The organism is Bradyrhizobium sp. AZCC 1588, assembly GCF_036924735.1.
Taxonomy (GTDB): domain Bacteria; phylum Pseudomonadota; class Alphaproteobacteria; order Rhizobiales; family Xanthobacteraceae; genus Bradyrhizobium.
Map to the genome: position 1 here is coordinate 1,122,068 of NZ_JAZHSC010000001.1, position 24,007 is coordinate 1,146,074.

22 protein-coding genes are annotated in these 24,007 nt (G+C 63.0%); 9 read left to right on the top strand and 13 right to left on the bottom strand.

The features are described 5' to 3' along the window. Nucleotides 1-5 precede the first annotated feature (5 nt). Genes V1277_RS05390 through V1277_RS05400 form a run of 3 tightly spaced genes read left to right on the top strand, consistent with a single transcriptional unit; the run spans nt 6 to nt 3,633 of the window. Nucleotides 6-1,577 (top strand): ABC transporter substrate-binding protein, encoded by a 1,572-nt coding sequence (locus V1277_RS05390; RefSeq protein ID WP_334415303.1) that lies wholly within the window; start codon nt 6-8, stop codon nt 1,575-1,577. Further along, complete coding sequence (locus V1277_RS05395) at nt 1,577-2,557, top strand: ABC transporter ATP-binding protein (RefSeq protein WP_334415304.1); 981 nt, start codon at nt 1,577-1,579, stop codon at nt 2,555-2,557. The genes V1277_RS05390 and V1277_RS05395 overlap by 1 nt, the downstream gene beginning before the upstream one ends. Then, on the top strand, nt 2,554-3,633 hold the full coding sequence (locus V1277_RS05400) for an ABC transporter ATP-binding protein (protein WP_334415305.1): 1,080 nt from the start codon (nt 2,554-2,556) through the stop codon (nt 3,631-3,633). Before V1277_RS05395 ends, V1277_RS05400 begins: the two co-directional genes overlap by 4 nt. An 85-nt stretch (nt 3,634-3,718) precedes the next feature. Here the strand turns inward: V1277_RS05400 and uxuA are convergent, their stop codons facing one another. From uxuA to V1277_RS05430, 6 genes are all read right to left on the bottom strand, one after another. Next, nucleotides 3,719-4,909, bottom strand: coding sequence for a mannonate dehydratase (gene uxuA, locus V1277_RS05405; protein WP_334420289.1), 1,191 nt, complete (start codon nt 4,907-4,909; stop codon nt 3,719-3,721). Between the two features lie 31 nt (nt 4,910-4,940). After that, nucleotides 4,941-5,987: an L-idonate 5-dehydrogenase gene (locus V1277_RS05410; RefSeq protein ID WP_334415306.1), complete on the bottom strand. Its 1,047-nt coding sequence runs from the start codon at nt 5,985-5,987 to the stop codon at nt 4,941-4,943. Next, nucleotides 5,984-7,390 carry a TRAP transporter large permease gene (locus tag V1277_RS05415; protein ID WP_028347458.1) on the bottom strand — a complete coding sequence of 469 codons (1,407 nt, stop codon included), beginning with the start codon at nt 7,388-7,390 and terminating at the stop codon, nt 5,984-5,986. The genes V1277_RS05410 and V1277_RS05415 overlap by 4 nt, the downstream gene beginning before the upstream one ends. Before the next feature lie 4 nt (nt 7,391-7,394). Next, the gene (locus V1277_RS05420; protein ID WP_334415307.1) at nt 7,395-7,973 is read right to left on the bottom strand and encodes a TRAP transporter small permease; all 579 of its coding nucleotides are present in this window, start codon (nt 7,971-7,973) and stop codon (nt 7,395-7,397) included. Nucleotides 7,974-8,111: 138 nt separating this feature from the next. After that, entirely contained in the window at nt 8,112-9,089 is a 978-nt protein-coding gene (locus V1277_RS05425; RefSeq protein WP_334415308.1) for a sialic acid TRAP transporter substrate-binding protein SiaP, read from the bottom strand. An 81-nt stretch (nt 9,090-9,170) separates the two neighbouring features. Beyond that, nucleotides 9,171-9,908 carry a FadR/GntR family transcriptional regulator gene (locus tag V1277_RS05430; protein WP_334415309.1) on the bottom strand — a complete coding sequence of 246 codons (738 nt, stop codon included), beginning with the start codon at nt 9,906-9,908 and terminating at the stop codon, nt 9,171-9,173. Nucleotides 9,909-10,028: 120 nt separating this feature from the next. On the opposite strand from V1277_RS05430, the gene V1277_RS05435 reads away from it, so the two are divergent. Further along, complete coding sequence (locus tag V1277_RS05435) at nt 10,029-11,549, top strand: mannitol dehydrogenase family protein (protein WP_334415310.1); 1,521 nt, start codon at nt 10,029-10,031, stop codon at nt 11,547-11,549. Between the two features lie 67 nt (nt 11,550-11,616). On the opposite strand, the gene V1277_RS05440 is transcribed toward V1277_RS05435, so the two are convergent. After that, on the bottom strand, nt 11,617-12,447 hold the full coding sequence (locus tag V1277_RS05440) for an alpha/beta hydrolase (RefSeq protein ID WP_334415311.1): 831 nt from the start codon (nt 12,445-12,447) through the stop codon (nt 11,617-11,619). Nucleotides 12,448-12,608: 161 nt separating this feature from the next. Here V1277_RS05440 and kynU point away from each other — a divergent pair, with 161 nt between their 5' ends. Both kynU and kynA read left to right on the top strand, forming a co-directional pair. Then, nucleotides 12,609-13,802 (top strand): kynureninase, encoded by a 1,194-nt coding sequence (gene kynU, locus V1277_RS05445; RefSeq protein ID WP_334415312.1) that lies wholly within the window; start codon nt 12,609-12,611, stop codon nt 13,800-13,802. Next, the gene (gene kynA, locus V1277_RS05450) at nt 13,799-14,638 is read left to right on the top strand and encodes a tryptophan 2,3-dioxygenase (protein ID WP_334415313.1); all 840 of its coding nucleotides are present in this window, start codon (nt 13,799-13,801) and stop codon (nt 14,636-14,638) included. Before kynU ends, kynA begins: the two co-directional genes overlap by 4 nt. A 23-nt stretch (nt 14,639-14,661) precedes the next feature. Here the strand turns inward: kynA and V1277_RS05455 are convergent, their stop codons facing one another. From V1277_RS05455 to V1277_RS05470, 4 genes are all read right to left on the bottom strand, one after another. Then, nucleotides 14,662-15,120: a RidA family protein gene (locus tag V1277_RS05455; protein WP_442894450.1), complete on the bottom strand. Its 459-nt coding sequence runs from the start codon at nt 15,118-15,120 to the stop codon at nt 14,662-14,664. Between the two features lie 25 nt (nt 15,121-15,145). Further along, nucleotides 15,146-16,843, bottom strand: coding sequence for a benzoate-CoA ligase family protein (locus tag V1277_RS05460; protein ID WP_334415314.1), 1,698 nt, complete (start codon nt 16,841-16,843; stop codon nt 15,146-15,148). A 184-nt stretch (nt 16,844-17,027) separates the two neighbouring features. Further along, nucleotides 17,028-18,518 carry a flavin-containing monooxygenase gene (locus tag V1277_RS05465; protein ID WP_334415315.1) on the bottom strand — a complete coding sequence of 497 codons (1,491 nt, stop codon included), beginning with the start codon at nt 18,516-18,518 and terminating at the stop codon, nt 17,028-17,030. Between the two features lie 33 nt (nt 18,519-18,551). Next, complete coding sequence (locus tag V1277_RS05470; RefSeq protein WP_334415316.1) at nt 18,552-19,001, bottom strand: cupin domain-containing protein; 450 nt, start codon at nt 18,999-19,001, stop codon at nt 18,552-18,554. Nucleotides 19,002-19,247: 246 nt separating this feature from the next. Between V1277_RS05470 and V1277_RS05475 the strand changes: the two genes are divergently transcribed. Next, a complete protein-coding gene (locus V1277_RS05475) occupies nt 19,248-20,264 on the top strand; it encodes an AraC family transcriptional regulator (RefSeq protein ID WP_334415317.1) in 1,017 nt (338 codons plus the stop codon). Nucleotides 20,265-20,341: 77 nt separating this feature from the next. Here V1277_RS05475 and V1277_RS05480 read toward each other — a convergent pair whose 3' ends face one another. Beyond that, the gene (locus V1277_RS05480; protein WP_334415318.1) at nt 20,342-20,842 is read right to left on the bottom strand and encodes a MarR family winged helix-turn-helix transcriptional regulator; all 501 of its coding nucleotides are present in this window, start codon (nt 20,840-20,842) and stop codon (nt 20,342-20,344) included. Between the two features lie 214 nt (nt 20,843-21,056). On the opposite strand from V1277_RS05480, the gene V1277_RS05485 reads away from it, so the two are divergent. Next, the gene (locus tag V1277_RS05485) at nt 21,057-22,232 is read left to right on the top strand and encodes an ABC transporter substrate-binding protein (protein ID WP_334415319.1); all 1,176 of its coding nucleotides are present in this window, start codon (nt 21,057-21,059) and stop codon (nt 22,230-22,232) included. 21 nt (nt 22,233-22,253) lie between these two features. Then, the gene (locus V1277_RS05490) at nt 22,254-22,709 is read left to right on the top strand and encodes a cupin domain-containing protein (RefSeq protein ID WP_334415320.1); all 456 of its coding nucleotides are present in this window, start codon (nt 22,254-22,256) and stop codon (nt 22,707-22,709) included. Nucleotide 22,710: 1 nt separating this feature from the next. On the opposite strand, the gene V1277_RS05495 is transcribed toward V1277_RS05490, so the two are convergent. Further along, nucleotides 22,711-23,964 (bottom strand): flavin-dependent oxidoreductase, encoded by a 1,254-nt coding sequence (locus tag V1277_RS05495; RefSeq protein ID WP_334415321.1) that lies wholly within the window; start codon nt 23,962-23,964, stop codon nt 22,711-22,713. Between the last annotated feature and the right edge of the window lie 43 nt (nt 23,965-24,007).

Here is a 24,007-nt window from a genome sequence, read left to right on the forward strand (position 1 = left end):
ACACGATGCGCAGCATTTTGACGGGAGTTTTGGCGCTGCTGGGAGCGGCCGCAATGTCTTCGGCGGCCGAGGCGCAGACCTTACGGGTGATGAAGTCGCTGGACGCACCGCATTACGACGGCCAGCGCACCACCTGGTCGCCGACGTCTGACATCGTCAACATGTTCCAGGATACGCTGGTGGCGCTCGACTGGGACGGCAAGACCGCGATCCCCTATCTCGCCAAGTCCTGGACCATCAGCGAGGACGGCAGGACCTATACGTTCAAGCTGCGCGATGACGTGACATTCTGCAGCGGCAAGAAGTTCACCGCCGCCGATGTCGTCTACAGCTTCAAGCGGCTGAAGGATCCGGACACCAAGGCGCCATACCATTGGCGCGCCGGCGATATCAAGGAGCTGCGCGCGCCTGATCCCTACACGGTGGAGTACGAGCTGAACGAGCCGTACTCCGAACTGCTGCTGCAGCTCACCATGTACACCAACGCGATCCACAACCAGGAAAGCGTGGAAGCGCTGGGTAAGGATTACGGCATCAAGGGGATCGACGGCACCGGTCCGTGGTGCTTCGAGAGCTGGCAGCCGCGCACGGAAATCGTGTTGAAGCGCCACGACGCCTACAAATGGGGCCCGTCGATGTACCAGAACAAGGGCCCGGTGAAATTCGAAAAACTCAGCATCAAGATCGTGCCCGAGGACGCCAGCCGGGTCGCCGCCATCATGGGTGGTCAGTTCGACCTCTCCCACCAGGTTCCGCTGCAATTCATCGAGCAGGTCAAAGCCGCGCCCAACCTGACTGTCCAGGAAGCCAAGCCCAACTTCCAGCTCATGTATTACGGCTACAAGATCACGCGCCCGATGGTATCGGATAAGCGCGTACGCGAAGCGATGAATATCGCCATCAACCGCGCCGACATCGTCAAGGGCGTCATGCTGGGCAATGCCGAACCGGCATTCACCTTCGTCGACCCCAAGGCGCTCGACTTCGCCGACAAGACCAAGGGCATCATCAAGGAAGATGTGGAGCGGGCAAAGAAGCTGCTCGACGAGGCCGGCTGGAAGGTCGGCGCCGACGGCATCCGCGAGAAGGACGGCATGAAGCTGGCGCCGCGGGTGCTGTTCACGCAGGTGACCTACTTCCCGCGCGTCTCTGAAGCTATTCAAGGCTACATGCGCAAGATCGGCGTCGATTGGAAGATCGTCGGCTTCGACTCCACGATCGCCCCCGCCGAGATGGGCAAGCAGGACTACGAGCTGTGGACCGTCACCGTGCCCTATTTGTCGGCGGGCGAGCTGATGAACATCTATTTCAACTCGAAGAACACCCCGACGCCTAATCGCATGAACTGGAAGGACGCCGAGACCGACGAGTGGCTGCGTGCCGGCCGCGCCGCGTTGACCGATACTGAACGTGCGCTCAACTACGCCCGGGTGCAGGAGAAGGTGATGGGCGAGCATTTGTGGATGCCGGTGATGAACGTTGCGATGTACACCACCAGCTCGAAGAAGATGAAGAGCGTCAGGCCGCACATGCTCTACCAGAACACCTTTTACAAGGGACTGGATTACTCCTTCTGATGGACACGCTCCTCGAGGTTCGCGGGTTGAAGACCCACTTCGCGACGGACCGCGGGCTGTTCCGCGCCGTCGACGGCATCAGCTTCAGCGTTCCGCGCGGACGCACCATCGGCCTCGTCGGCGAGTCCGGCTGCGGCAAGAGCGTGACCTCGCTTTCGGTGATGGGTCTGGTGCCGAGCCCGCCGGGCAAGGTCGAGGCCGAAGCGGTGCTGTTCGGTAATCGCAACGTGCTGAAGCTCACGGCCGACGAGCGGCGCAGGCTGCGCGGCGGCAAGATGTCGATGATCTTTCAGGAACCGATGACCTCGCTCAATCCGGTCCACACCGTGGGACAGCAAATTGTCGAGGCGATCCTTGCTCACACCGCGATGTCGCCCCGCGCGGCGCGGGCGCGCGCCATCGAGATGCTCGAATTGGTGCGGATTCCGTCGGCGGCGCAACGCATCGACGACTTTCCGCACAACATGTCGGGCGGTATGCGGCAGCGCGTCATGATCGCGATGGCGCTCTCCTGCGAACCGGCACTATTGATCGCCGACGAGCCGACCACGGCGCTCGACGTCACTATCCAGGCACAAATTCTTGACCTGTTAAGCGACCTGCAGCGGCGGCTTGGTATGGCGATCCTGATCATCACCCACGATCTCGGCGTCATCGCCGAGGTCGCCGACCAGGTGCTGGTGATGTATGCGGGGCGAATCGTCGAGAGCGCCGATGTGAACGACCTGTTCGCCGATCCGCAGCATCCCTACACCATCGGCCTGCTCGGGTCGATTCCACGCATCGATATCGACCGCAAGCGGCTCGCCACCATCGAGGGCACGGTGCCCAGCCCCAACAACCAACCGGCGGGCTGCCGCTTTGCGCCGCGCTGCCCGTTTGCGGACCGGCGCTGCCGGCTTGATCCGCCACCGCTGCGCGACATCGCGCCCGGTCACCAGGTCGCGTGCTGGAAAGCCCCGGTCGAGGTGACATCATGAGCGACGCCCCCGTTTTGCAGGTCGATGGCCTGGTCAAGCATTTTACGGTCACCCGCGGGCTGATCCGCCGCAAGACCATTGGGCTCGTGCGCGCCGTCGAAGATGTCAGCTTCGAGATCGCCCGCGGCGAGACGCTCGCGCTGGTCGGCGAATCCGGCTGCGGCAAGTCGACCACCGGACGTCTGATCCTGCGCTTGATGGACCCAACCGCCGGCTCGGTACGCTTCAAGGGCAAGGAAATCGCCGATCTCGACAAGGATGCGCTGCGCCGGATGCGCCGGCATATGCAGATCATCTTCCAGGACCCCTACGCCTCGCTCAATCCGCGCATGACAGTCGGCGAAATCCTGGCCGAGCCGCTGCGCGTTCACGAAATCGGGGATGATGCATCGCGCGAGGCACGCGGCCGTGAGCTCTTGGACATCGTCGGCCTGCTGCCCGAACATGCCCGGCGCTATCCGCATCAGTTCTCGGGCGGACAACGCCAGCGCATCGGCATCGCCCGCGCACTCGCCGCCAATCCCGACTTGATCGTCTGTGACGAGCCGGTATCGGCGCTGGACGTCTCGATCCAGGCGCAGATCGTCAACCTACTGCAGAATCTGCAGCAGCGTTTTGGCCTCTCCTATCTGTTCATCGCCCATGATCTTGCCGTGGTGAAGCACATCAGCGACCGCGTCGCCGTGATGTATTTGGGCAAGCTGGTCGAGATATCAGACAAGAAGTCGCTCTACGACCGGCCGTTGCACCCGTATACGCAGGCGCTGCTCGCCGCGATTCCAAAGCCCGATCCTGCGCTCCGCACCAAACGCGTGATGCTGCAAGGCGACGTGCCGAGCCCATTCAAGCCGCCGACCGGCTGCCGTTTCCACACCCGCTGCCCGCATGCGCAGGCGCGCTGCTCGGCCCAGGAGCCGGAGCTGCGCGAGGCGGCCCCCGGCCACCGCGTGGCCTGTCATTTTTTCGAGACGCTGCCCGCCCCCACCATCCTCGCGCGCGCTGGCCTTGCGAACGGCAAATTTGCCGCGCGGCTGGCGGCTTTCGAGGCCGCCAAGACGGCACGAATGCCGGGCTGAGCCAGCGCGGGATGGGAAGGCTCTAGGCACAAAATTGCGAAAACAACCCCATGCAAAGTAGAATGGGGCCCCTCTCCCGGCCGCCCTAGCCGGCGTGCTCGATGGCACGGATGGCGCCACGCAATTCGGCGAGGCCACGTAAGCGCCCGATCGCGGTGTAGCCGGGATTGGTGCGCTTGGTCGCGGCGAGATCGTCGAGCATGCGGTGGCCATGGTCCGGCCGGAATACAATTTGATTATTCGACGAGCGCGTTCGGTTCTCCGCCAGCAAAGCCTTCAACACCGCGATCATGTCGACGTCGCCATCGAGATGATCGGACTCGAAGAACGACAGGCCGTCGGCTTCCCGCTTGGTCGCCCGCAGATGGGCAAAGCCGATCCGCGGCGCGAAGCGCTTGGCCATCGCGGGCAGATCGTTCTCCGCGCGCACGCCGAGCGAGCCGGTGCAGAAGCAGATGCCGTTGGCCTTGGATGGCACCGCGTCGAACAGCGCCTGATAATCTTCCGCCGATGAGGCGATGCGCGGCAGGCCGAACAGCGGACGCGGCGGATCGTCCGGATGCAGCGTCAGCGTGACGCCAAGCTGCTCCGCCACCGGCGCGACGCGCGCGAGAAATTCGCTTAAGTGCTGACGCAGCACCTTGGAATCAATGCCGCGGTATTGCTGCAGGCGGTCGCGGAATTGCGGAATGGTCAGCGGATCGGTGGTGGATCCCGGCAGCGCGCTGGCAATGTTGGTGATGAGGACGTCGATATCGGCCTGCGTCATCGCTTCATAGACCTGCCTGGCACGGCGCTGCGCAGCCTCGGAATATTCGGCCGGCGCTTCGGGGCGCTGCAGGATGTGCAGGTCGAACGCCGCAAACCGCTCCTGGTCGAAGCGCATCGCCTTGGCGCCGTTCGGCAGTTCCCATTCGAGATCGGTGCGGCACCAGTCCACGACGGGCATGAAATTGTAGCAGATGACCTTGATGCCGGCGGCGGCGACCGCCTCCATGCTCGCGATCCACGTCTCGATCGAGCGAGTCGCCTTGCCCCCTAACCGTTTCACGTCGTCAGGAATCGGAATCGATTCCACCACCGACCAGATGAGCGGCGAGCGGCCCGGTTGCGAGTTCTCGATCAGGTTCTTCCGCTCCTCGACGGCCGAGCGCGTCCAGGCCTCGCCGATCGGCACCTGATGCAGCGCCGTTACCACGTCTGTCGCGCCGGCCTGACGGATATCGTCGAGCGATACGGGATCGTTGGGTCCGTACCACCGCCATCCCTGCAGCATCATGCGGAAGCTCCTGAAATGAGAACGGCCATCAAGCTGTCAGCACGACCTTGACGCTTTGCGAACGGTCGAGCGCCAGCCGCACCGCATCAGGCGCGACCGCGAGCGGGCGTTGCGCCGTCACCAGCGAAAGCACGTCGACGCTGCCGTCGGCGATCAGTTCGACCGCCGTGAAGAATTCCGTCCCGAAGCGGAACGAGCCGCGAAGGTCGATCTCCTTGGCCATCACCGCATTCGCTGGCACCGAAATCCGTCCGCCCGGCAGGTTGCCGACCTGAACCACGACGCCGCCGCGCCTGACCGCGCCGATCGCGCTGGCCAAGCCCGCCGCGGTGCCCGAGACTTCGAACGCCACATCGAACGGCTGCGCTGCAGCCTGCGCCTTCAGCGCCTCTTCGCCGCCGGAGATGTCGACGACATGGTTGGCGCCCAATCTCGTCGCAAACGCCAGCGGCGCTGCTGCGATATCGACGACGGTCATCTCTGCAATCCCGGCGCGCTGCGCCGCCAGCATGGTCAGGAGACCGATCGGGCCAGCGCCGAACAGCACGGCGCGCTTGCCGGTCACGTCCCCGGCGCGGGCGACCGCATGCAGACAGACTGCGAGCGGCTCGGCGAGCGCCGCCGCCTGATAGGTCACGTGGTCCGGAATCTTCACGCACTGCGCCGGGATGGCGTCGAAGTAAGACGCAAAGCCGCCCTGCATATGCGGGGTCTTCGAGGCCGATCCCATGAAGAAGATGTTTTCGCAGAGATTGGGCCGGTTCTCGCGGCACGGCTTGCAATGGCCGCACCAGCGCGACGGGTTGACGGCGACGCGATCGCCGACCTTCACGTCGGGCGCCGAGCCTGCGATCTCGACCACCTCACCAGCAATCTCATGGCCAAGCACCAGCGGCGAGGTCACGACAAAGTCGCCGGTGCGGGCATGGCGGTAATAATGCATGTCCGAGCCGCAAATGCCGCCGGCGCCGAAACGAATGCGCACCATGCCAGAGGGAAGCGGCTCGAGCGGCCGCTCGACCATGCGCAGATCTTCCGGGCCGAACAGGGTTGCGGCTAAAGCCATCGATGTCATTTTGAGAGTCCCATGTATTTAGGCAGCCAGAGCGTCAGCTCCGGGATGTAGGTGATGGCGACGAGCGCCAGCAGCAGCGGCACGAGCCAAGGCAGGATCGCCATGGTCGTGCGCTCGACGGACAGCTTTGCTACCCGCGCCAGCACGAACAGCACCATGCCGAGCGGTGGGTGCAACAGACCGATCATCAGGTTCAGCGTCATGATCAGGCCGAAATGGATGGGGTCGATGCCAAGCTTGAGCACGATCGGCAAAAGGATCGGCACCAGAATGGTGATGGCGGCGATGGTGTCGATGAAGCAGCCGACGAACAGGATCAGGATGTTCGCCAGCAGCAGGAACACCCACTTGTTCTGGGTGATGCCGAGCATCGCATCCGTCAGCGTCTGTGCCGCCTGCGACACCGTGAGCAGCCAGGCAAAGATCGAGGCCGCGGTCACGATGAACAGCACCGATGCCGTGGTCTCGATGGTATCGAACGTCGCCTTGGCAACGGTCTGCAGCGTCATCGAGCGGTAGCGCACAAGTCCGAGGAACAGCGACCAGATCACCGCGGCGACTGCGGCTTCGGTCGGCGTGAACCAGCCGAGCGTCATGCCGCCGATCAGGATCACCGGCGCCATCAGCGCCATCACCGCGGAGAAATCGAAATACCAGTCGAGCGCCAACAGCGCCACGAGACCGATTCCGACCGCCATGTTCACCGAGAGCCCGGCGACGACCAGCAGCCAAACAACCACCGGGAACGCCAGCACGATCAGGATTTCGATCGCGGCCGAGCCGAGTTGCGGCCAGGAGAACGGCGTATCGCTGCCCCAGCCGTTCTTGTGGGCGAAATAGGCCACGGTCGCCATCATGGCCAACGTCATGAACACGCCCGGAATCACGCCGCCCAGAAACAGCGCGCCGATCGAGACGTTCGCCATCATGCCGTAGATCACGAACGGCAGCGACGGCGGGATGATCGGACCGAGCGTGGCAGACGCCGCGGTGACGCCGACCGCGAACTCGGTCGAGTAACCGTGATCCTTCATCGCCTTGATCTCGATGGTGCCGAGCCCCGCGGCGTCCGCAATCGCGGTGCCGGACATGCCGGAAAAGATCACGGAGCCGACGATATTGACGTGGCCGAGGCCGCCGCGCATCCAGCCCACCAGCGCGACCGCGAATTTGTAGATGCGCCCCGTAACGCCCGCGATGTTCATGAGATTGCCGGCCAGAATGAAAAAGGGCACGGCGAGCAGCGGAAAGCTTTCGACACCGGCAATCATGCGCTGCGCCAGCGTAACATCCGGCGTGATGCCGGTGACGAGAATGTACACCAGCGACGACACCGCCATCGAAAGCGCGACCGGCAGGCCGACCAGCATCAGCAGCAGAAATCCCCCGAGCAGCAGCAGCATCGCCCTAGCCTTCCGTTCCGTCGAATGCGCCGGGACGCTCCAGGATCGAATAGCCCCTCCGCCAGTTCTCGACCGCGATCTGGATCGAGCGCGCGAACATCAGCACGAAGCCGAGCAGCACGGCGTAATACACAAATCCCTTTTGAAACTTGATCGTGGTCATCCGCTCGTCGCCGATGATCTGGATGAACTGCCAGACCAACTTGATCGCATAGCCGAAGAACACGATCCGGATCAGGTCGATGACCGTCGACAGCGCCCGCGCCGGCAGATGCGGCAGATAGCGGAACAGCAGATCGACCTGGATGTGCCGCGACAGCCGCACGCACATCGCCGAGCCGATAAAGACCACGCCGATCAGGCAATAGGTCGCGATCTCCTCGGTCCAGGCGTAGCTGTCGTTGAGCACATAGCGGGTGAAGAACTGCAGGAAGACGGACAGCGCCATGATCCAGAAGATCGCGAGCGCCAGCCAGTCCTCGGCGGCGTATTGGCCGAGATCGGCGCCCTTGGGGACCTCGTCCTCAAAGGTATGGGCGATCTCGTCCGCCGTGATCTGCTTGTGCACTTCAACCGTCGACATGCGCTTATTCCCCAACTGGCTCCCACGTCATTCCGGGGCGGCTCGAAGAGCCGAACTATGGTGCGCAATTGCGCACCTGAGAATCTCGAGATCCCGGGTTCGACGCTTACGCGTCGCCCCGGGATGACGACTTCGTCGTCACTTCACCGCCTGGATACGATCCCAGTCGGACTTGCGGTAGTCGAAGGTCTCGAACTTCGTGGTCTTGATCACGGTGTCGCGGAACTCGTCCTTGTTGACCTCGGTGACCGTCAGCCCCTTCTGCTTGAAGAAATCGACCAGCTTGGCCTCGTTGGTCTTGATCTCGGCCGTAGCCTTTGCCGCCGCTTCCTGGGCGACGTCGGTGAAGATCTTGCGGTCTTCTTCCGAGAGCTTCTTCCAGAGCGCGCCGGCGACGACGGTGTTGAGGTGATCGACAATGTGGCCGGTCAGCACGATGTGCTTCTGCACCTCGTAGAACTTCTTGGCCTCGATCGTGGTAAGCGGATTTTCCTGGGCTTCCACGGTGCCGTTCTGCAGGGCGAGATAGACCTCGGCAAAGGCGATCGGCGCGGTGTTGGCGCCGCAGGCGCGCGGCATCGCGAGATAGGCCGGCACGTCAGGCACACGCATCTTGAGGCCCTTCATGTCGGCGCAGGCTTTGATCGGCTTGTTCGAAGAGGTGTGGCGCACCCCATAATAGGTCACCGCCACGATGTGATGGCCGCTCTTGTCCTCGTAGCCCTTGGCGAGTTCCTTGAAGACGTCGCTCTTGGTGTAGGCCAGCAGATGATCGGCATCGCGGAAGGTGTAGGGATAATAGGTCACGCCGATCGGGGGAAAGCTCTTGGCCGCAAAGCTCGAGCCGGAAATGATGATGTCGACGGAACCGAGCGCCAGCCCCTGGTTGATGTCGGTTTCCTTGCCGAGCTGCGAAGCCGGATAGACGTCGATCTGGTAGCGTCCGTTGGTACGCTTGTTGATCTCGCCCGCGGCCCAGACGGACGCGGTGTGGAACGGCTCCGAGGTTTCGTAAACGTGGGCCCATTTCAGTTTGGTCTGCGCCAGGCCCGAGGTGGTTGCGGCCAGCAGCGCCGCAGCAGACGCCGCGAATGCAATCGTCAATTTCTTCAACACGTGAATTTCCTCCGTCGTTACAATTTGCTTTTGTTACCCAACCGGCCCGGCGTTTCGCCGAACCGTTCGAATTCTCGTTGTTCAGCCGCTGCTTGCGCGGATGCGCGAGGCGGACGAAGCTCCCGCTCCGAAATTTTGCGCAAAGCGTGCCTGCGAACGCGCCAAGTGCTCGCGCATCGTCACGCGGGCAGCATCGGAATCGTGCGCGGCGATGGCATCGCGGATCGCGCGGTGCTCGGCCAGCGCCGCATTCCAGGATTCCGGATTTTCAAAATAATGCGCGAGCTTGGCGAAATAGGGATTGAGCCGCTGGTCGAACAGCTCACCGACCACGCGGACCAGCACGGCGTTGTCGAGGCATCCTGCCACCGCGATGTGAAACGCGCGGTCATGGATCATCGAGGCTTCGCCGGGATGCTGCACGGTGGCCATTGCCTCCAGCGAAGCGTCGATGCGCGCGATATCTTCGGCTGTCGCCACCCGCGCCGCCTGTTCGGCAATGGCGCCTTCGAGGAATTCGCGAGCGCGCAGCAGTTCGAATGGGCCTTCGATCTCGCCCGCCAATGGCAAAGGCGGTGCGAGCGCCGCCGGCTCACTGACATAAATCCCCGAACCGACGCGAATCCGAACCCGGCCCTCCACTTCCAGAGCAATCAGGGCTTCACGTACCGTCGGCCGCGAGACCTTCAATTGTTCGGCAAGATCGCGTTCGGTTGGAAGACGGCTGCCCACGCGGTATTCGCCGCTGTCGATCAAGGCGCGAAGCTGATCGGCAACCTGGCGATAAAGGCGTCGCGCTTCCACGGCTTCGAGCGGCACGCTCGGCTCTCCCTGACGATCCCTAGCGAATCGATTTTTCTTGCTTTGATCAGGCCAAGGTCAATAAATCTGGAACATTGGCCTTACCAATTGACCAAAGATTGATAGATCGAGCTTCCCATGTCAAGAGAAACGGCAAAAATCCCACCTTCTGGCCCGAAAAACGGCAATTTCCGCCTTTCGAACGCCGACCTTCCTCGGCTTCCCGGCCACATCCGGCAACCGGCATATGACCGCTCGCTGATCTCGCCAGGCATCGTTCATCTCGGAATTGGCGCGTTCCATCGGGCGCACCAGGCGGTGGTGATTGATGACCTCTTGGCGGGCGGCGCTTTGGATTGGGGAATCATCGGGGCCAGCTTGCGCAGCCCGGCGACACGCGATGCCCTCGCCCCGCAGGACGGCCTTTACACGCTGGCTGTTCGCTCCGGTGCGGGCACTGATCACCGCATCATCGGCTCGGTTCTCGCTATCGACGTCGCCACCGAAAAACCCGGCCAGTTGATCGCGCGCATGGCCAACCCGGCCACGCGCATCGTCTCGCTAACGGTCACCGAGAAGGGCTATTGCCATACGCCGCAGACCGGCGATCTGGACGAGCGTCATCCCGATATCGTTCATGACCTGCAGAATCCCGGCACGCCGCGTTCGGCCATCGGATACGTGGTGGCCGCGCTCGCGCGCAGGCGGATCGCGGGCGAAGCCCCCTTCACTGTTCTTTCCTGTGACAATCTCTCCGCCAATGGCCAAACAGTCGAACGGATCGTGACGCAGTTCGCCGCCTTGCGATCGCGCAATCTCGCGAAATGGATTGAAGCCGAGGTGGCCTTCCCTTCGACCATGGTGGACCGGATCGTGCCGGAGACCACGGACCTCGACCGGGCGGAGATTTCTTCAGCGCTCGGCATGATCGACGCATGGCCCATTATCACAGAACCGTTCACGCAATGGATCGTTGAAGACCGCTTTCCGGCCGGACGGCCGGACTTTGCGGCTGCGGGCGTGCAACTGGTTTCGGATGTAACGCCGTTCGAACATATGAAGCTGCGGCTGCTCAACGCCAGCCACTCGGCGCTCGCCTATCTCGGATATCTCGCAGGCTTTGAGACCATCGCCGCAACCATGACCGACCATCGCTTTGTGGCGTTTGCCCGACAGGTGATGCAGGACGCCGCGCCGACGCTGGCGATGCCTGAGGGCACTGACCTGCCAGCCTACAACGCATCGCTGCTGCAGCGCTTCTCCAATCCGGCCCTGCACCATCGTACCTGGCAGATCGCGATGGATGGTTCGCAGAAGCTGCCGCAACGGCTGCTCGCTACCATGCAGGACCGGCTGCGGCTGGGGCTGCCGATCGATACCCATGCGCTCGCGGTGGCCGGCTGGATGCGTTACGTCACCGGGGCCGACGAGCGAGGCCGCGCCATCGACGTGCGCGATCCCCTTGCGCGAGAGTTGGCTGATATCGCCGAGCGTGCCGGCCCGGTCGCAGAGCGGCTTGCTCCCGCGCTGCTGGAGGTCAGCTCCATCTTCGGCACGCTGGGTAACGATCCTCGCATGCGCAGCGCCGTCACCGAGGCGCTCGCAAAACTCTACGCACTCGGTGCACGCCAGGCCGTACAGACCTTTCAAGCAGCATAATTGGCAGGTCAGAACCACCGGGTGGCAAGGCCACCGCGACCGCCGTTCATTTCACAAATTCAGCAAGCTACGGCGACAACAAGGTCCTGGTGAGTTGGTGACAGGGATCGGCGAGCCCGTCGATGACATCGAAATGATGCCGGCCGGGTTCTTCGATCACGCAGGTTTTCGCGCCGAGCCCGGTCCAGATATTGGCGAGGAGCGCGTTCTGGCGGACGAATTCCGGCCGCTCGGCACTGCCTACCCAGCATGTTACGCGCGCATTCGGCATCGGCTCCAGCAATGCCGGGCTTTCCACGAGCGCCTCGGCCTCGTCGATCCGAAGGTCCGTGTTCATGGCGGCCTTCATCAGCGGACGAAGGTCATGAACGCCGGAAATGGAGACGGTGTGGCTGATGCGCGCCCGGACATCGTCCGGGAGCGGCGACGTCGCCGAGATCATGCGTGTCACCAGATGCCCGCCGGCAGAATGGCCCGCCAGAAAAATCGGACCTTCGACCATCGCGGCGGCACGCTCGACGGCCGCGGCAATTTCGCGCGTAATCTCGGAGATGCGCACGGCCGGGCACAGCGTGTAGGAGGGCATCGCCACCGCATAGCCGCTTTCAACCGATCCGCGCGCGAGATGCGACCAGAAGCTCTTGTCGAGCGCCTTCCAGAATCCGCCATGGACGAAGACGACCAGGCCCTTTGGCCGGCCTTCCGGTTTAAAGAGATCAAAGCGGTTTCGTGCGCGCTCGCCATAGCTGATATCGAGCGTCGCGCGGCTGCTGCCTTGAAGGGCGTCGCGATAGGCCTGCGCGGGCTGCACCCACGCCGCCGGCCAGCGTTCCCCGCCCGGAATGTTTGGAGCATTCGCGTAGGCATCGTTCCAGTCGGAAATCTGATGAAAAATCACGCGGTTCGTTCCATTCGATCTCGTGGGCCGGGCGGATGTCCGATCGATGCCCACACCCAACCAGTCTATACCGGGAAGCGCACCTTCCGCCCATAAATTTCAAGCTTGAAATAATCGATATCAGCGCGAATAATTCCAGGGGGCGCGGACCGGGGAAAGACATGACCGATTTCACGCGAACAAAATCCCTGTTCGCCATCCCGGATGGCGTGATCTATCTGGACGGCAATTCGCTCGGTCCCCTGCCCGTTGCAGCCGCCGATCGCGTCGGCCGCATGATATCGGAGGAATGGGGCAAGCACCTCATCAAGGGCTGGAACGTCGCCGGCTGGATGACGCAGCCGCGGCGTGTCGGCGACCGCATCGGCCGGTTGATCGGCGCTGCCGACGGGACGGTCGTAGTGGGAGATACGCTGTCCATCAAAGTTTACCAGGCGCTGGCCTCGGCGCTCGAACTCAATCCGTCGCGGCGCGTGATCTTGTCGGACAGCGGCAACTTTCCTTCCGACCTCTACATCGCCAGCGGTCTGCTTGAATCGCTCGACCGTGGCTACGAGTTGAAGGTCGTGGCGCCCGAAGACGTCGAAGCCACCATCGACGAGACGATCGCGGTGCTGATGCTGACCGAGGTCGACTATCGCACCGGCCGGCTGCACGACATGAGCGAGCTGACGCGCATGGCACATGCCGCTGGCGCCTTGACGGTCTGGGATCTGGCGCATTCCGCGGGCGCGATTCCGGTCGAGTTGGAAGCTGCCGAAGCCGATTTCGCCGTCGGCTGCACCTACAAATATCTCAATGCCGGTCCCGGCGCGCCGGCCTTCATCTATGTAGCGCCGAAGCACGCCGATACGGCGCGGCCGGCGCTTTCCGGTTGGATGGGTCATCATGCGCCCTTTGCCTTTGACCTCGACTATCGGGCCGGGCCGGGCATTGAGCGAATGCGGGTCGGCACGCCTCCGATCATTGCGATGGCCGCGCTCGACGCCGCCCTCGACGTCTGGGACAGCGTCAGCATGACCGACGTGCGCCATGCATCGATCGAGCTTGGCGACCTGTTCATCCGCGAAGTCGAAGGACGTTGTCCCGAGCTGACGCTGGCTTCGCCGCGGGACGCAAAGCGGCGCGGCAGCCAGGTTTCGTTTCGTCACCCGGAAGGCTATGCGATCATGCAGGCGCTGATCGCGCGCGACGTGATAGGCGACTTCCGCGCGCCGGACATGATGCGCTTCGGCTTTACGCCACTCTACGTCGGAGAAGCCGAGGTTCGGGCGGCAGTCGACGTCATCGCCGACGTCTTGACCAATCGCCGCTGGGATACCGCAGATTACCGCAAAAAGGCGCTCGTAACATGACTGGCAAGCCCGACGACTCCTCGCGTGAGGCAGCCCAGATGTCGTTCGACGGGCGCATGTCCTACAGCGATTATCTGCATCTGGAACGCGTTCTGGACGCGCAAGAGCCGCTCTCGGACGCGCATGACGAACTGCTGTTCATCATCCAGCACCAGACTTCCGAACTCTGGATGAAGCTGGCCATCCACGAAATCCGTTCCGCCATCAAGGCGATCCGCCACGACCAGTTGCATCCTGCCTTCAAGATGCTGTCGCGCGTCGCCCGGATCTTCGAGCAACTCAATACCGCCTGGGATGTGTTGCGGACGATGACCCCCAGCGAATACTCCGAGTTTCGCGATCAACTCGGGCAGTCCTCGGGTTTTCAGTCGTACCAGTACCGCGCGATCGAGTTTCTCGCCGGCAATCGCGATTTGGCGCTGCTTGGCCCGCATGCCCACCGCGCCGACATCATGGCAAAGCTCGAGGAAATTCTCGCTGAGCCGGGCCTCTATGACGAGGCGCTGCTGCTGCTGGCGCGCAATGGATTCGACATCGGCGAAGACGCGCGCCGAACCGACTGGCGCGTCAAGCGCACGCCAAACGACGAGGTTTTGAAGGCCTGGAAGACCATCTATGCGTCGCCGGCGAAACACTGGATGCTCTACGAGCTTGCGGAGAAGCTGGTCGATTTCGAAGACTATTTCCGCCGCTGGCGCTTCAACCACGTCACGACGGTCGAGCGCATCATCGGCCTGAAGCGCGGAACCGGCGGCACGTCGGGCGTCTTCTACTTGCGCAAGATGCTCGAGGTCGAACTTTTTCCGGAACTCTGGAAGCTGAGAACAGAGCTTTAAGACGACACCCCGATAAGCGGATTTCAGCGCGGCACCACCGCCGTCGCCTCGATCTCGACGCGAGCGTCCTTCTCGACCAGGCGCACCACCTGCACCAGCGCCATTGCCGGATAATGCGCGCCGAAGATCTCGCGGTAGACGCGGCCGAGCTCTTTCAGGCTCGCGAGATATTCCTCGATGTCGACGACATACCAGGTCAGGCGCACCAGATGCTCAGGTCTGGCACCGCCCTCGGCAAGAATCTCGGAAATGTTGGATAGCGTCTGGCGCACCTGCGCGACGAAATCGGGCTCCAGGCGGCCCTGCGTATCCCAGCCGATCACGCCGCCGGTCACCACAAGCCGGCCATCGGCCGCCATGCCATTGGCGTAGCCTTTCGGCATCGGCCAGCCGCTCGGCTGCAGCACTTGCGGGCCCGGCGGTGAGGTGTCGGTCGTGGGATGAGGCACCACGCTCAGTGTGGGGCCTTTGGGGGCGGTCACCGGCTTTTCTCCATCAGGTTAGAAATTATTCCGCGGCAACGCTTGGCGACGCCGGGCCGGCCGCAGCCATCTGCCGGAGCGCAAAGCGCCTCAGCTTGCCGGTTTCGGTCTTCGGCAGTTGCGCGACATATTCGATCGCACGCGGATATTTGTAGGGCGCAATCGTCTTCTTGACGTGATCCTGCAAGGACTGCGTCAGCGCGGCATCGGCAGCAGCGCCGCCTGCCAGAACCACGTAAGCCTTGACGACCATGCCCCGCGCTTCGTCGGGCGCGCCGACCACGCCGCATTCGGCGACGGCAGGATGCGAGAGCAGCGCCGCTTCGACCTCGGGCCCTGCAATGTTGTAGCCGGAGGAGACGATCATGTCGTCCGAGCGGGCGACAAAGGACAGTCGTCCATTCGCGTCGCGGACAAAGGTGTCGCCCGTCAGATTCCAGCCATCGCGCACATAGTTCGACTGCCTCGCATCGGCGAGATAGCGGCAGCCGGTCGGCCCGCGCACCGCAAGCTTGCCGATGGTTCCGGGCGGCAATTCGTTCATGTCGTCGTCGACGATTTTTGCCTCGTAGCCCGCCACGGGATGTCCCGTCGTCCCCGCCACCGCATCGCCGATCCGGTTGGTAATGAAAATGTGCAGCAGTTCCGTGGAGCCGATGCCGTCGAGAATGGTCTTGCCGGTCTTGCGGGTCCAGCTTTCGAACACCGGCGCCGGCAATGTCTCGCCGGCGGAAACCGCCAGCCGCAGCGACGACAGGTCGGCGCCATTGTCCATTGCCGCCAGCATCGCGCGATACGCGGTCGGCGAGGTGAAGCAGATCGTCGCCCTGTAGGTCTCGATGATCTTGACCATTTCGGGCGGCGATGCGTTTTCCAATAGCGTCGCCGTTGCGCCGAAGCGCAGGGGGAAGATTGCCAGCCCTCCGAGCCCGAAGGTAAAGGCCAGCGGCGGCGAGCCGACGAAAACGTCGTCCTCCGTAACGTTGAGCACTTCCCTGGCATAGCCGTCCGCAATGATCATGAGGTCGCGATGGAAGTGCATCGTCGCCTTGGGTTCGCCCGTGGTGCCGGAGGTAAATCCAAGCAGTGCGACGTCGTCGCGCCCGGTCTTCACCGCGTCGAACCGGACCGGCTTGTTCAGCGCCACCCGGTCGAGCTCGGCATCGTGGTTCGACGTGCCGTCGAAATTCACCACCTGCTTCAGGAAGCGGCTGGTCTTCGCGCACGCGACCAGTTCATCAGCGATGCGGCTATCGGTCAGCGCCAGCGCAATCTCCGCCTTGTCGACGATCTTGCTCAGCTCGCCGGCGCGCAGCATCGGCATGGTGTTGACGACGACGGCGCCTGCTTTTGTGGCCGCGAGCCACGCCGCGACCAGCGCCGGGTTGTTGCCGGAGCGGATCAGGACGCGGTTGCCGGGCTTGACGCCGTAGTTCTCCACCAGCGCATGCGCAAGGCGGTTCGACCAGTCAGCCAGTTCCTTGTAGGTGCGCTGTCGGCCGTTGCCGATCAGTGCGATCCGGTCGCCCCAGCCTTCTTCGACGATCCGGTCGGTCAGCTCGACCGCGGCGTTGAGATATTCGGGATACTGAAATTCCGGCCGGTCGAGCAGCAGATCCGGCTGTTGCTCTGATGGCGGCAGATTTCGCCGCGTAAAATCGTCGACGTGGCCCGACGGGCCAAGAGACCGACCAAGGGTCCGGCTGGGAGTGCTACCTGACATTTTCAATCTCCCCTCGCTTCCATCCATGAAAGACTCGAGATCAATATCGAGGACGCCCGGCAACGTCGTCTCGCAAATCATTTTAGGCTTAAAACAATTTTTCGCAAGGGTGGAATCAAGGGTGGAATCGCGTATTCCCACGGCAGAGATTAACGGCCGCGTGCCCGAGCCGGGAACTCGCCCCTCAGGCGGCCCGGTAGTCCGGCGCCGCGGCTAGGAAGCGGCCGTAGGCGGCGGCATCGGGCGGGGTGAATTTCTCCACCAGCGGATTGCGCCGGCGTCCGGATACGCCGATGTCGGCGAGCAATTCGTCAAAATGCTTGAAGTGATAGGGCGCGACGCACAGCCCGCCATAGATACCGGCCGCCGGCCGCTCGACGCGCTTGAAATGCAGCATCATCTCGATGTTGTCCCGCATCTCCTTGGGCGTCGGCTGACAGAGGAGCTGGCCATCGGCATAGCGCACCAGCCAGTTCGCGGCGAGGTCTGCGCACAGCACCGTGCAGAAGCTGGAGTTGAAGCCGACGAATCCCATTTCGGGCAGGTCCGGGTTGGCAATCAGCCGATAGAGCCGATACTGCCCGTCGGGATCGACCAGTCTGTCTCGGTAAGCCTGCGGCAGGAACGGCACACCCAGTTTGTAGCCGATCGCGAGCACGGCCACGTCGGCCTGGACGCGCTGCCCGCCAGTCATCACTATCGTATTGCCATCATAGCGCTCAAAACTGCCTCTGATAGCCTTGATGCGCTTGTCCGCGACCATCGGAAAGAACCCCGGCGTCGCGATCGGCACCGAGCAGTTGACGCCGTCTTCGATCCTTTCCTTCGGCACCATGTCGCATCTGCCGAGCTTGAGTTGAATTTTCAGAAGGCTCTCCAGCCCGCGCCAGTTGGCCCAGACGAGCGGCTTTGCCACCGCATGCGCGAACCGCGACATCGCGCCGATGCCCCAACTCCGGAACATCTCCTCCTGCGCGCGGATGTAGAGAATGCGTTTGAAATTGACCAGGCCGCCGATGAAATAGGGAATCCGCCACACCGGCTCGCGGTACACCAGCGTCACTTCGGCCGCCCCGGAATTGACCGCGTTGACGGCGATATCGGTCGCCGACTTCGAGCCGCCGAGCACGACGATCCTGCGCCCTTTGGCAATCGCCGGGTCGTTATATTGCGAGGAGTGCAGGATACGCCCACCCTGCGCCTTGAAGGCGTCTTCGCCCGGCAGGCTGAGCGTCTGTGGCTCATTGAACTGCCCGGTGCATACCGCGACGAAATCGAAGTCTTCGGGAGTGGTGCGGCCGTCCGGCCCACGCAGATCGAGCCGCCAGCCCGGCGCAGAGTCAGGCCGGCGATCCATTTCCACCACGGTCGTGTTGAAGCGGATCGCGCCAAGGAGATCGTTGTCCTTTGCGTATTCAGTCAGATAGGCGTGGACCTGCGGACCTTTCGGCCATTCCGGATAGGAATCCGGCATCGCCTTTTCGGTGTAGCGGTACAAATCCTTCGGGCTCTGCGTTTGCACCTCGGGGTAAGACCGCGCCGGTTCCCAGACGCCGCCAAGATCGCCGCTGCGCTCGACGATCGTGACCTGATGACCGCGCGCGGCGAAGGCCTTTGCGGCCGCAAGTCCGGATACGCCGGCGCCAATGACGCAGACTTTCTTTCGGATGACCATGACGACGTCTCCAGCAAGGATGAGTTCAGGGAGCTATTCGTTGGCCTCGGGCGGCAAAAAGTTCACCTCATGCTGCGCCGAGATCCGGACCACCTCTTCGGGGTCGGTCAGATTGTGAAGCTGGTTGAACAGCGCTTCGAGCTTCTGCATCGGCGACACCCAGAACAGCGCGCGGGCCGGCTTGTCTGATTTGTTGAAGTAGCCATGCGGGATACCGCGTGGCATCCGAACCAGGTCGCCGGCCTTGGCCCGCATCCAGACGCCGTCGAGCTTGAGATCGAGAACGCCCTCCTGCACCAGGATGAATTCATCCTGTGTGGGGTGAACGTGCACCGGCACGAATTGTCCGGGCTCGCTGTTGGTCTCGAAGGCAAAGGTTGAATCGGTCACGGCCTTGGGGAAGTAGACCTGACCGAGAATATTCCAGGTCTTGCCGCCGTAGCCGGTGCCGTTGGCGGTGATGCCTTTTTCGAGTGCTGCCATATCGCCATCTCCTCTGTCGCGGTTGGTGTGGTTGCGAGGCCCAGAACGGTTCGCGCAGGCTCTAACGCAGCGGGACGGCCGTCTAGCCGGAAAACGAATCCGGCCGAACCCATCGCGGGATTTTGGATTGCTGCGGCGCGATACGATCGGCTGCCTTCCAATCAGGCATAAGCGGCCGTCAAATCGCCTTCCCAACCATCCGGCCCAGAGATATTATAGGCTTCAAATAATGCAGAGGGCCGGGCCGTGGAGACGGGCACCAGCATTGTAAGGCATGACCCGACCGCCCGCCTGGCGGCATTCAACCGCGTTTCGACCGACAGCGTCGATGGCGCCGCCGACGCGATTGGACGCATATTCTGCCCGCATGAGCTAAAGCCCACCCGCGCCTCATCCGAATTTTTCGCGCTGCATAACTGTGCGATCTTTGGCGGATTTTCTGTCAACTACGTCGCTTATGGCGGATCGGTATCAATCGACCCCGGCTGTCTCGAACGTTTCTTCCTGTTGCAAATTCCCGTGCACGGTTCAGCGCGGATCCAAACCGCCTCGCGCGACATCGCAACCGCTCCCGGCGCCTACGCTTCACTCCTTTCGCCGACGATCCCGACGCGAATGACTTGGCAGAGCAATTGCGCCCAGATCATTCTGCTGGTCGACCGCCGCCTGATCGAGCAACGGGCCGCGGCGTTATCGGGGCGACCGGCAGGCGCGGTCGAGTTCGAGCCCGCGGTCGATCTCTCCTCCGTAGCCGGCCGCGCGCTTCAGTCGCAGATTTTTGAGTTCGTCGATCTCGCCGAGCGCTTCGGACCGCAGCAGCGGCTGTCGCCGATAACAGCAGCCAACATACGCGAGACGTTGTTGGGTGCTTTGCTCCACGGCCAGCGCCACAGCGCCAGCGACGCGATCGACCGGTTTGGTGGCCGGACCGAAGCGCTGCCGCAGTCGTTACAGCGGGCGCGCGAATTCCTGCATGCGCATGCGGAAGAACCACTCGATCTGGCGCAGCTCGCCGCGGCCGCAGGCACCGGCATCCGCGCGCTGCAGCTCGGCTTCCGGCGGCATTTTGGTACATCGATTTCCGAGATGCTGCGCGACATCCGCCTCGCGCACCTCAACGTCAGACTGGCCATCGCCTCCCCCAACGACAGCATCACCGATATCGCATTCGAGCTCGGCTTTACACATCTCAGCCGGATGGCAAGCGCCTATCGCGCCAAGTTCGGCGAAACGCCGTCGGCGACCCTGCGCGGGATGAACTAGCGTCCAGCGACCCGTGCGCGATTATTGTATTCGGCTTCAAAGTCCACATCGGCGCTCAACGGATCACCCTTCCCGTGTCAGCCTCGATCGCCCCGCGCCCTTGCGGATTTTTGCGCCGAAGTTTTGGTCTTGGCCAAGAGGCGCATCAGCTCGCGGACATCCTTCGGCGTCAGGTCTCCAAAAATATCGGCGATCCATAATTCGTGCTCAGCCGCCATCTTGCGGAATTCGGCACGACCGGCCTTGGTCAGGCGGATCACCTGCACGCGGCGGTCGACCTCCGAGGTGCGGCGGTCGAGATGCCCGGATTCGACCAGGCGCTCGACGAGGCCAGTGACGTTGCCATTCGAAACCATCATCCGCTTCGAGACATCCGACAACGTCATGCCCTCCGGCACCTTGTCGAGCTGGGCCATCAGGTCGAACCGCGGCAGCGTGACGTCGAAGCGCTCGCGCAAGCGGCTGCGTACCTCGCCCTCGATCAGGGTCGTGCAGGTCAGGAGGCGAAGCCACAGCCTGAGTTCGTCGCCATGATGCTCCGGGAGCTCGACGGCCTTGGTCTCTGAATCGAGAGTCATGATCCTATCTTGTCTGCGTTTTAACGTTCGGCGAGCCCGAACAGAGCTCAGCTTGGGATCATTGTCCAGATTTCTTTAAGTTTCAAGCAATTGGCGCATGGCTTGCATGGATGCGTTGCGCTTGCGGGTGCCGTCGCCGTCAGAATAAGCTGCACCCCGAGCATTTGATGTAGCGCAGGTTTTGGCTGCAGAGCCGCCAAACGGAGGAATAATCATGAAGCAGTCGTTGAAGCTGACAGGACTTGCCGTTTTGCTGGGGTTTGCCGCCGCTCCCGCCGCAGCGCAGGAGAAGATCAAGATCGGCGTGATCACAACCCTGTCCGGCCCGGCGGCCGTACTCGGCCAGCAATCCCGCGACGGCTTCCAGCTCGCGGTCAAGGAGCTCGGCGGCAAGATGGCCGGCAAGGACGTCGAGGTGATCGTCGTCGACGATGAACTCAAGCCCGATGGCGCCGTGACCAAGGCCAAGGGCCTGCTCGAGCGCGAGACGGTCGATTTCGTCGTCGGGCCGATCTTCTCCAACATCCTGCAGGCCATTCACCGGCCAGTGACGGGGAACAAGACGTTCCTGATCAGCCCGAACGCGGGACCGTCGAGCTATGCCGGCAAGGAGTGCAGTCCGTTCTTCTACGTGACCTCGTACCAGAACGACCAGGTTCACGAGATCCTCGGCAAGGTCGCCCAGGACCGCGGCTACAAGCGCATGTACGTGCTGGTGCCGAACTATCAGGCCGGCAAGGATTCGGCGGCCGGATTCAAGCTGGACTACAAGGGCGAGATCGTCGAGGAGAGCTACACCCCGCTCGGCACGCTGGATTTCCAGGTCGAACTGACCAAGATCGCCTCCTCCAAGGTCGATGCGCTGTTCACCTTTATGCCGGGCGGCATGGGCGTCGGCCTCGTGAAGCAGTACCGGCAGGCCGGCCTCGCCGACAAGATCCCGGTGCTGTCGGCGTTCACGGTCGACGAATCGACCCTGCCCGCGCAGCAGGATGCCGCCGTCGGCATGTTCGGCGGCGCCAACTGGGCGCCGAACATGGACAATCCCCACAGCAAAAAATTCGTCGCTGCGTACGAGGCCGCCTATAACAGCGTGCCCGGCACCTACGCCATGCAGGGCTATGATACGGCCATGTTGATCGACAGCGCGGTGAAGGCGGTGAAGGGCGATCTGAAGAACAAAGATGCGGTCTCGGCCGCGCTCAGGAAGGCCGAGTTCACTTCGCTGCGCGGCGACTTCAAGTTCAACGTCAACGGCTATCCGATCCAGAATTTCTATCTGACCAAGGTCGCCAAGCGTCCGGACGGTAAATTCCAGACCGAGATCGTCGAGAAGGTGTTTTCCAACTACGGCGACCGCTATGCCAAGGATTGCACGCCCGCGAAATAACAATCGAGAGGGAGCGAGACCATGAAGACTGAAATCGCCGGCATTACCCGCGCCAACGAGGGAATCCAGGGAATCACCTGGAGCATCCTCGGCCAGACCTACGTGCCGAAGAGCGTCACCGAGCATTCCTTCTCCTGGCATGCGACGTTGCCACCCGAGACTTTTGTGCCGCCGCACATCCATCCCGATCAGGACGAGTATCTCTACATCCTGGAAGGGCAGCTCGACTTCTTCCTCGATGGCGCCGACACGCAGGCCACCCCCGGCGATCTGGTTCGCCTGCCGATGGGCAAGCCGCACGGCATCTTCAACAAGTCGGGACGGACCGCGAAGACGCTGTTCTGGGTCTCACCGACGCGGCGGCTCTACGACCTGTTCTGGGCGATCCACAACATGAAGGAGCAGAAGCCGGACGCTGTGGTGGCGTTGGCGGCCGAGCACAACATCCACTTCCTGCCGCCGCCTCCGGGGGCGTGAACTACGCCCGCACCGCCGCGAGCCCGACCTGCGGCGGGGCGAAGCCGGCCTTGGACGCGTAGCCGCGCACGATCGCCTCGCGCTGGGCGTGGCTCAGCACCTTTTCGATGTCGGTAAAGCCGTCCGGCGCCAGTTGCTCGACGGCGTCGATCACACCCTCGGGGCCGCCGCGGCGGTTCGCGCGCACGATCTCCGCCGTCATCGGCAGGCGCTTCTTCTCATAGGCGACCAGCGCCTGGCGCGGGTGCTCGGCGCGCGCCAGCTCATCGGCGAGCGCGCGGGCATCGAGAATTGCCTGCGAGGCGCCGTTGGAGCCGACTGGGTACATCGGGTGCGCGGCGTCGCCGAGCAGCGTGACGCGTCCCCAGGTCCAGTACGGCAGGGGATCGCGGTCGCAGCACGGATATTCGTAAAATTCCGGCGTCGCCGAAATCAGGCTGCGCACGTCGACATACGGCACCTTGAAGCGCTCGACATGGGGCATCAGTTCCTCGCGCTTGCCGGGCCGCGACCAGTCCTCGCGGCGCGGCGGCGGTGAATTGCCGTCGCCGATCTTCACCAGCACCGCCCAGTTGGTCAGCCGGCTCGATGGACTCGAGCCTTCCGCAATCGGATAGACCACGACCTTGGCATTCAACCCACCGGCCACGATCATCGAGCGGCCGGTCAGGAACGCCGGCCAGTCGCGCGCGCCGCGCCACAGCATCAAGCCGTTCCAGCACGGCGGTCCCTCGTCCGGAAACAGCATCTCGCGCACGCGCGAATGAATGCCGTCGGCGCCGATCAAAATATCGCCGCGCGCGGTTTTGACATGGGCGCCGGTGCGGTCGAAGAAGTGGGCGACCACGCCGCCCTCGTGCTGCGCAAACGCGCCGAGACGGCAACCGGTGTGAATCGCTTCAGTACCGAGTCGTTCCTCGACGGCGCGATGGATCACGCTTTGCAGGCGGCCACGGTGGACCGAAAATTGCGGCACGTCGTGGCCGGCATCGAGACCGCGCGGCTCGCGCCAGACTTCCTGGCCGTGGCGGCTGAGATAGTACAGTTGATCGGTACGAACAGCGGCAGCATCGAGCCGGTCCAACAGGCCGAGGCCGGTCAATTCTCTGATCGCATGCGGCAGCGTGTTGATGCCGACGCCGAGTTCGCGGATGGTGTCGGACTGCTCGAACACTTCGCAATCGATGCCGCGGGCGCGCAGCATCAGCGCGGTGGTGAGGCCTCCGATGCCGCCTCCGACGATGATCGCTTTCATGCGCGTAACTCCACTCTATTCTTCGACCTCTCCCCGCTGGCGC

Excerpts from the sequence above, each read along its gene's own strand:
- V1277_RS05390 (WP_334415303.1), top strand. The coding sequence starts at position 6 with ATGCGCAGCATTTTGACGGGAGTTTTGGCGCTGCTGGGAGCGGCCGCA.
- V1277_RS05395 (WP_334415304.1), top strand. The coding sequence starts at position 1,577 with ATGGACACGCTCCTCGAGGTTCGCGGGTTGAAGACCCACTTCGCGACG.
- V1277_RS05400 (WP_334415305.1), top strand. The coding sequence starts at position 2,554 with ATGAGCGACGCCCCCGTTTTGCAGGTCGATGGCCTGGTCAAGCATTTT.
- uxuA (WP_334420289.1), bottom strand. The coding sequence starts at position 4,909 with ATGCTGCAGGGATGGCGGTGGTACGGACCCAACGATCCCGTATCGCTC.
- V1277_RS05410 (WP_334415306.1), bottom strand. The coding sequence starts at position 5,987 with ATGACATCGATGGCTTTAGCCGCAACCCTGTTCGGCCCGGAAGATCTG.
- V1277_RS05415 (WP_028347458.1), bottom strand. The coding sequence starts at position 7,390 with ATGCTGCTGCTGCTCGGGGGATTTCTGCTGCTGATGCTGGTCGGCCTG.
- V1277_RS05420 (WP_334415307.1), bottom strand. The coding sequence starts at position 7,973 with ATGTCGACGGTTGAAGTGCACAAGCAGATCACGGCGGACGAGATCGCC.
- V1277_RS05435 (WP_334415310.1), top strand. The coding sequence starts at position 10,029 with ATGTCAAGAGAAACGGCAAAAATCCCACCTTCTGGCCCGAAAAACGGC.
- kynU (WP_334415312.1), top strand. The coding sequence starts at position 12,609 with ATGACCGATTTCACGCGAACAAAATCCCTGTTCGCCATCCCGGATGGC.
- kynA (WP_334415313.1), top strand. The coding sequence starts at position 13,799 with ATGACTGGCAAGCCCGACGACTCCTCGCGTGAGGCAGCCCAGATGTCG.
- V1277_RS05460 (WP_334415314.1), bottom strand. The coding sequence starts at position 16,843 with ATGTCAGGTAGCACTCCCAGCCGGACCCTTGGTCGGTCTCTTGGCCCG.
- V1277_RS05465 (WP_334415315.1), bottom strand. The coding sequence starts at position 18,518 with ATGGTCATCCGAAAGAAAGTCTGCGTCATTGGCGCCGGCGTATCCGGA.
- V1277_RS05470 (WP_334415316.1), bottom strand. The coding sequence starts at position 19,001 with ATGGCAGCACTCGAAAAAGGCATCACCGCCAACGGCACCGGCTACGGC.
- V1277_RS05480 (WP_334415318.1), bottom strand. The coding sequence starts at position 20,842 with ATGACTCTCGATTCAGAGACCAAGGCCGTCGAGCTCCCGGAGCATCAT.
- V1277_RS05485 (WP_334415319.1), top strand. The coding sequence starts at position 21,057 with ATGAAGCAGTCGTTGAAGCTGACAGGACTTGCCGTTTTGCTGGGGTTT.
- V1277_RS05490 (WP_334415320.1), top strand. The coding sequence starts at position 22,254 with ATGAAGACTGAAATCGCCGGCATTACCCGCGCCAACGAGGGAATCCAG.
- V1277_RS05495 (WP_334415321.1), bottom strand. The coding sequence starts at position 23,964 with ATGAAAGCGATCATCGTCGGAGGCGGCATCGGAGGCCTCACCACCGCG.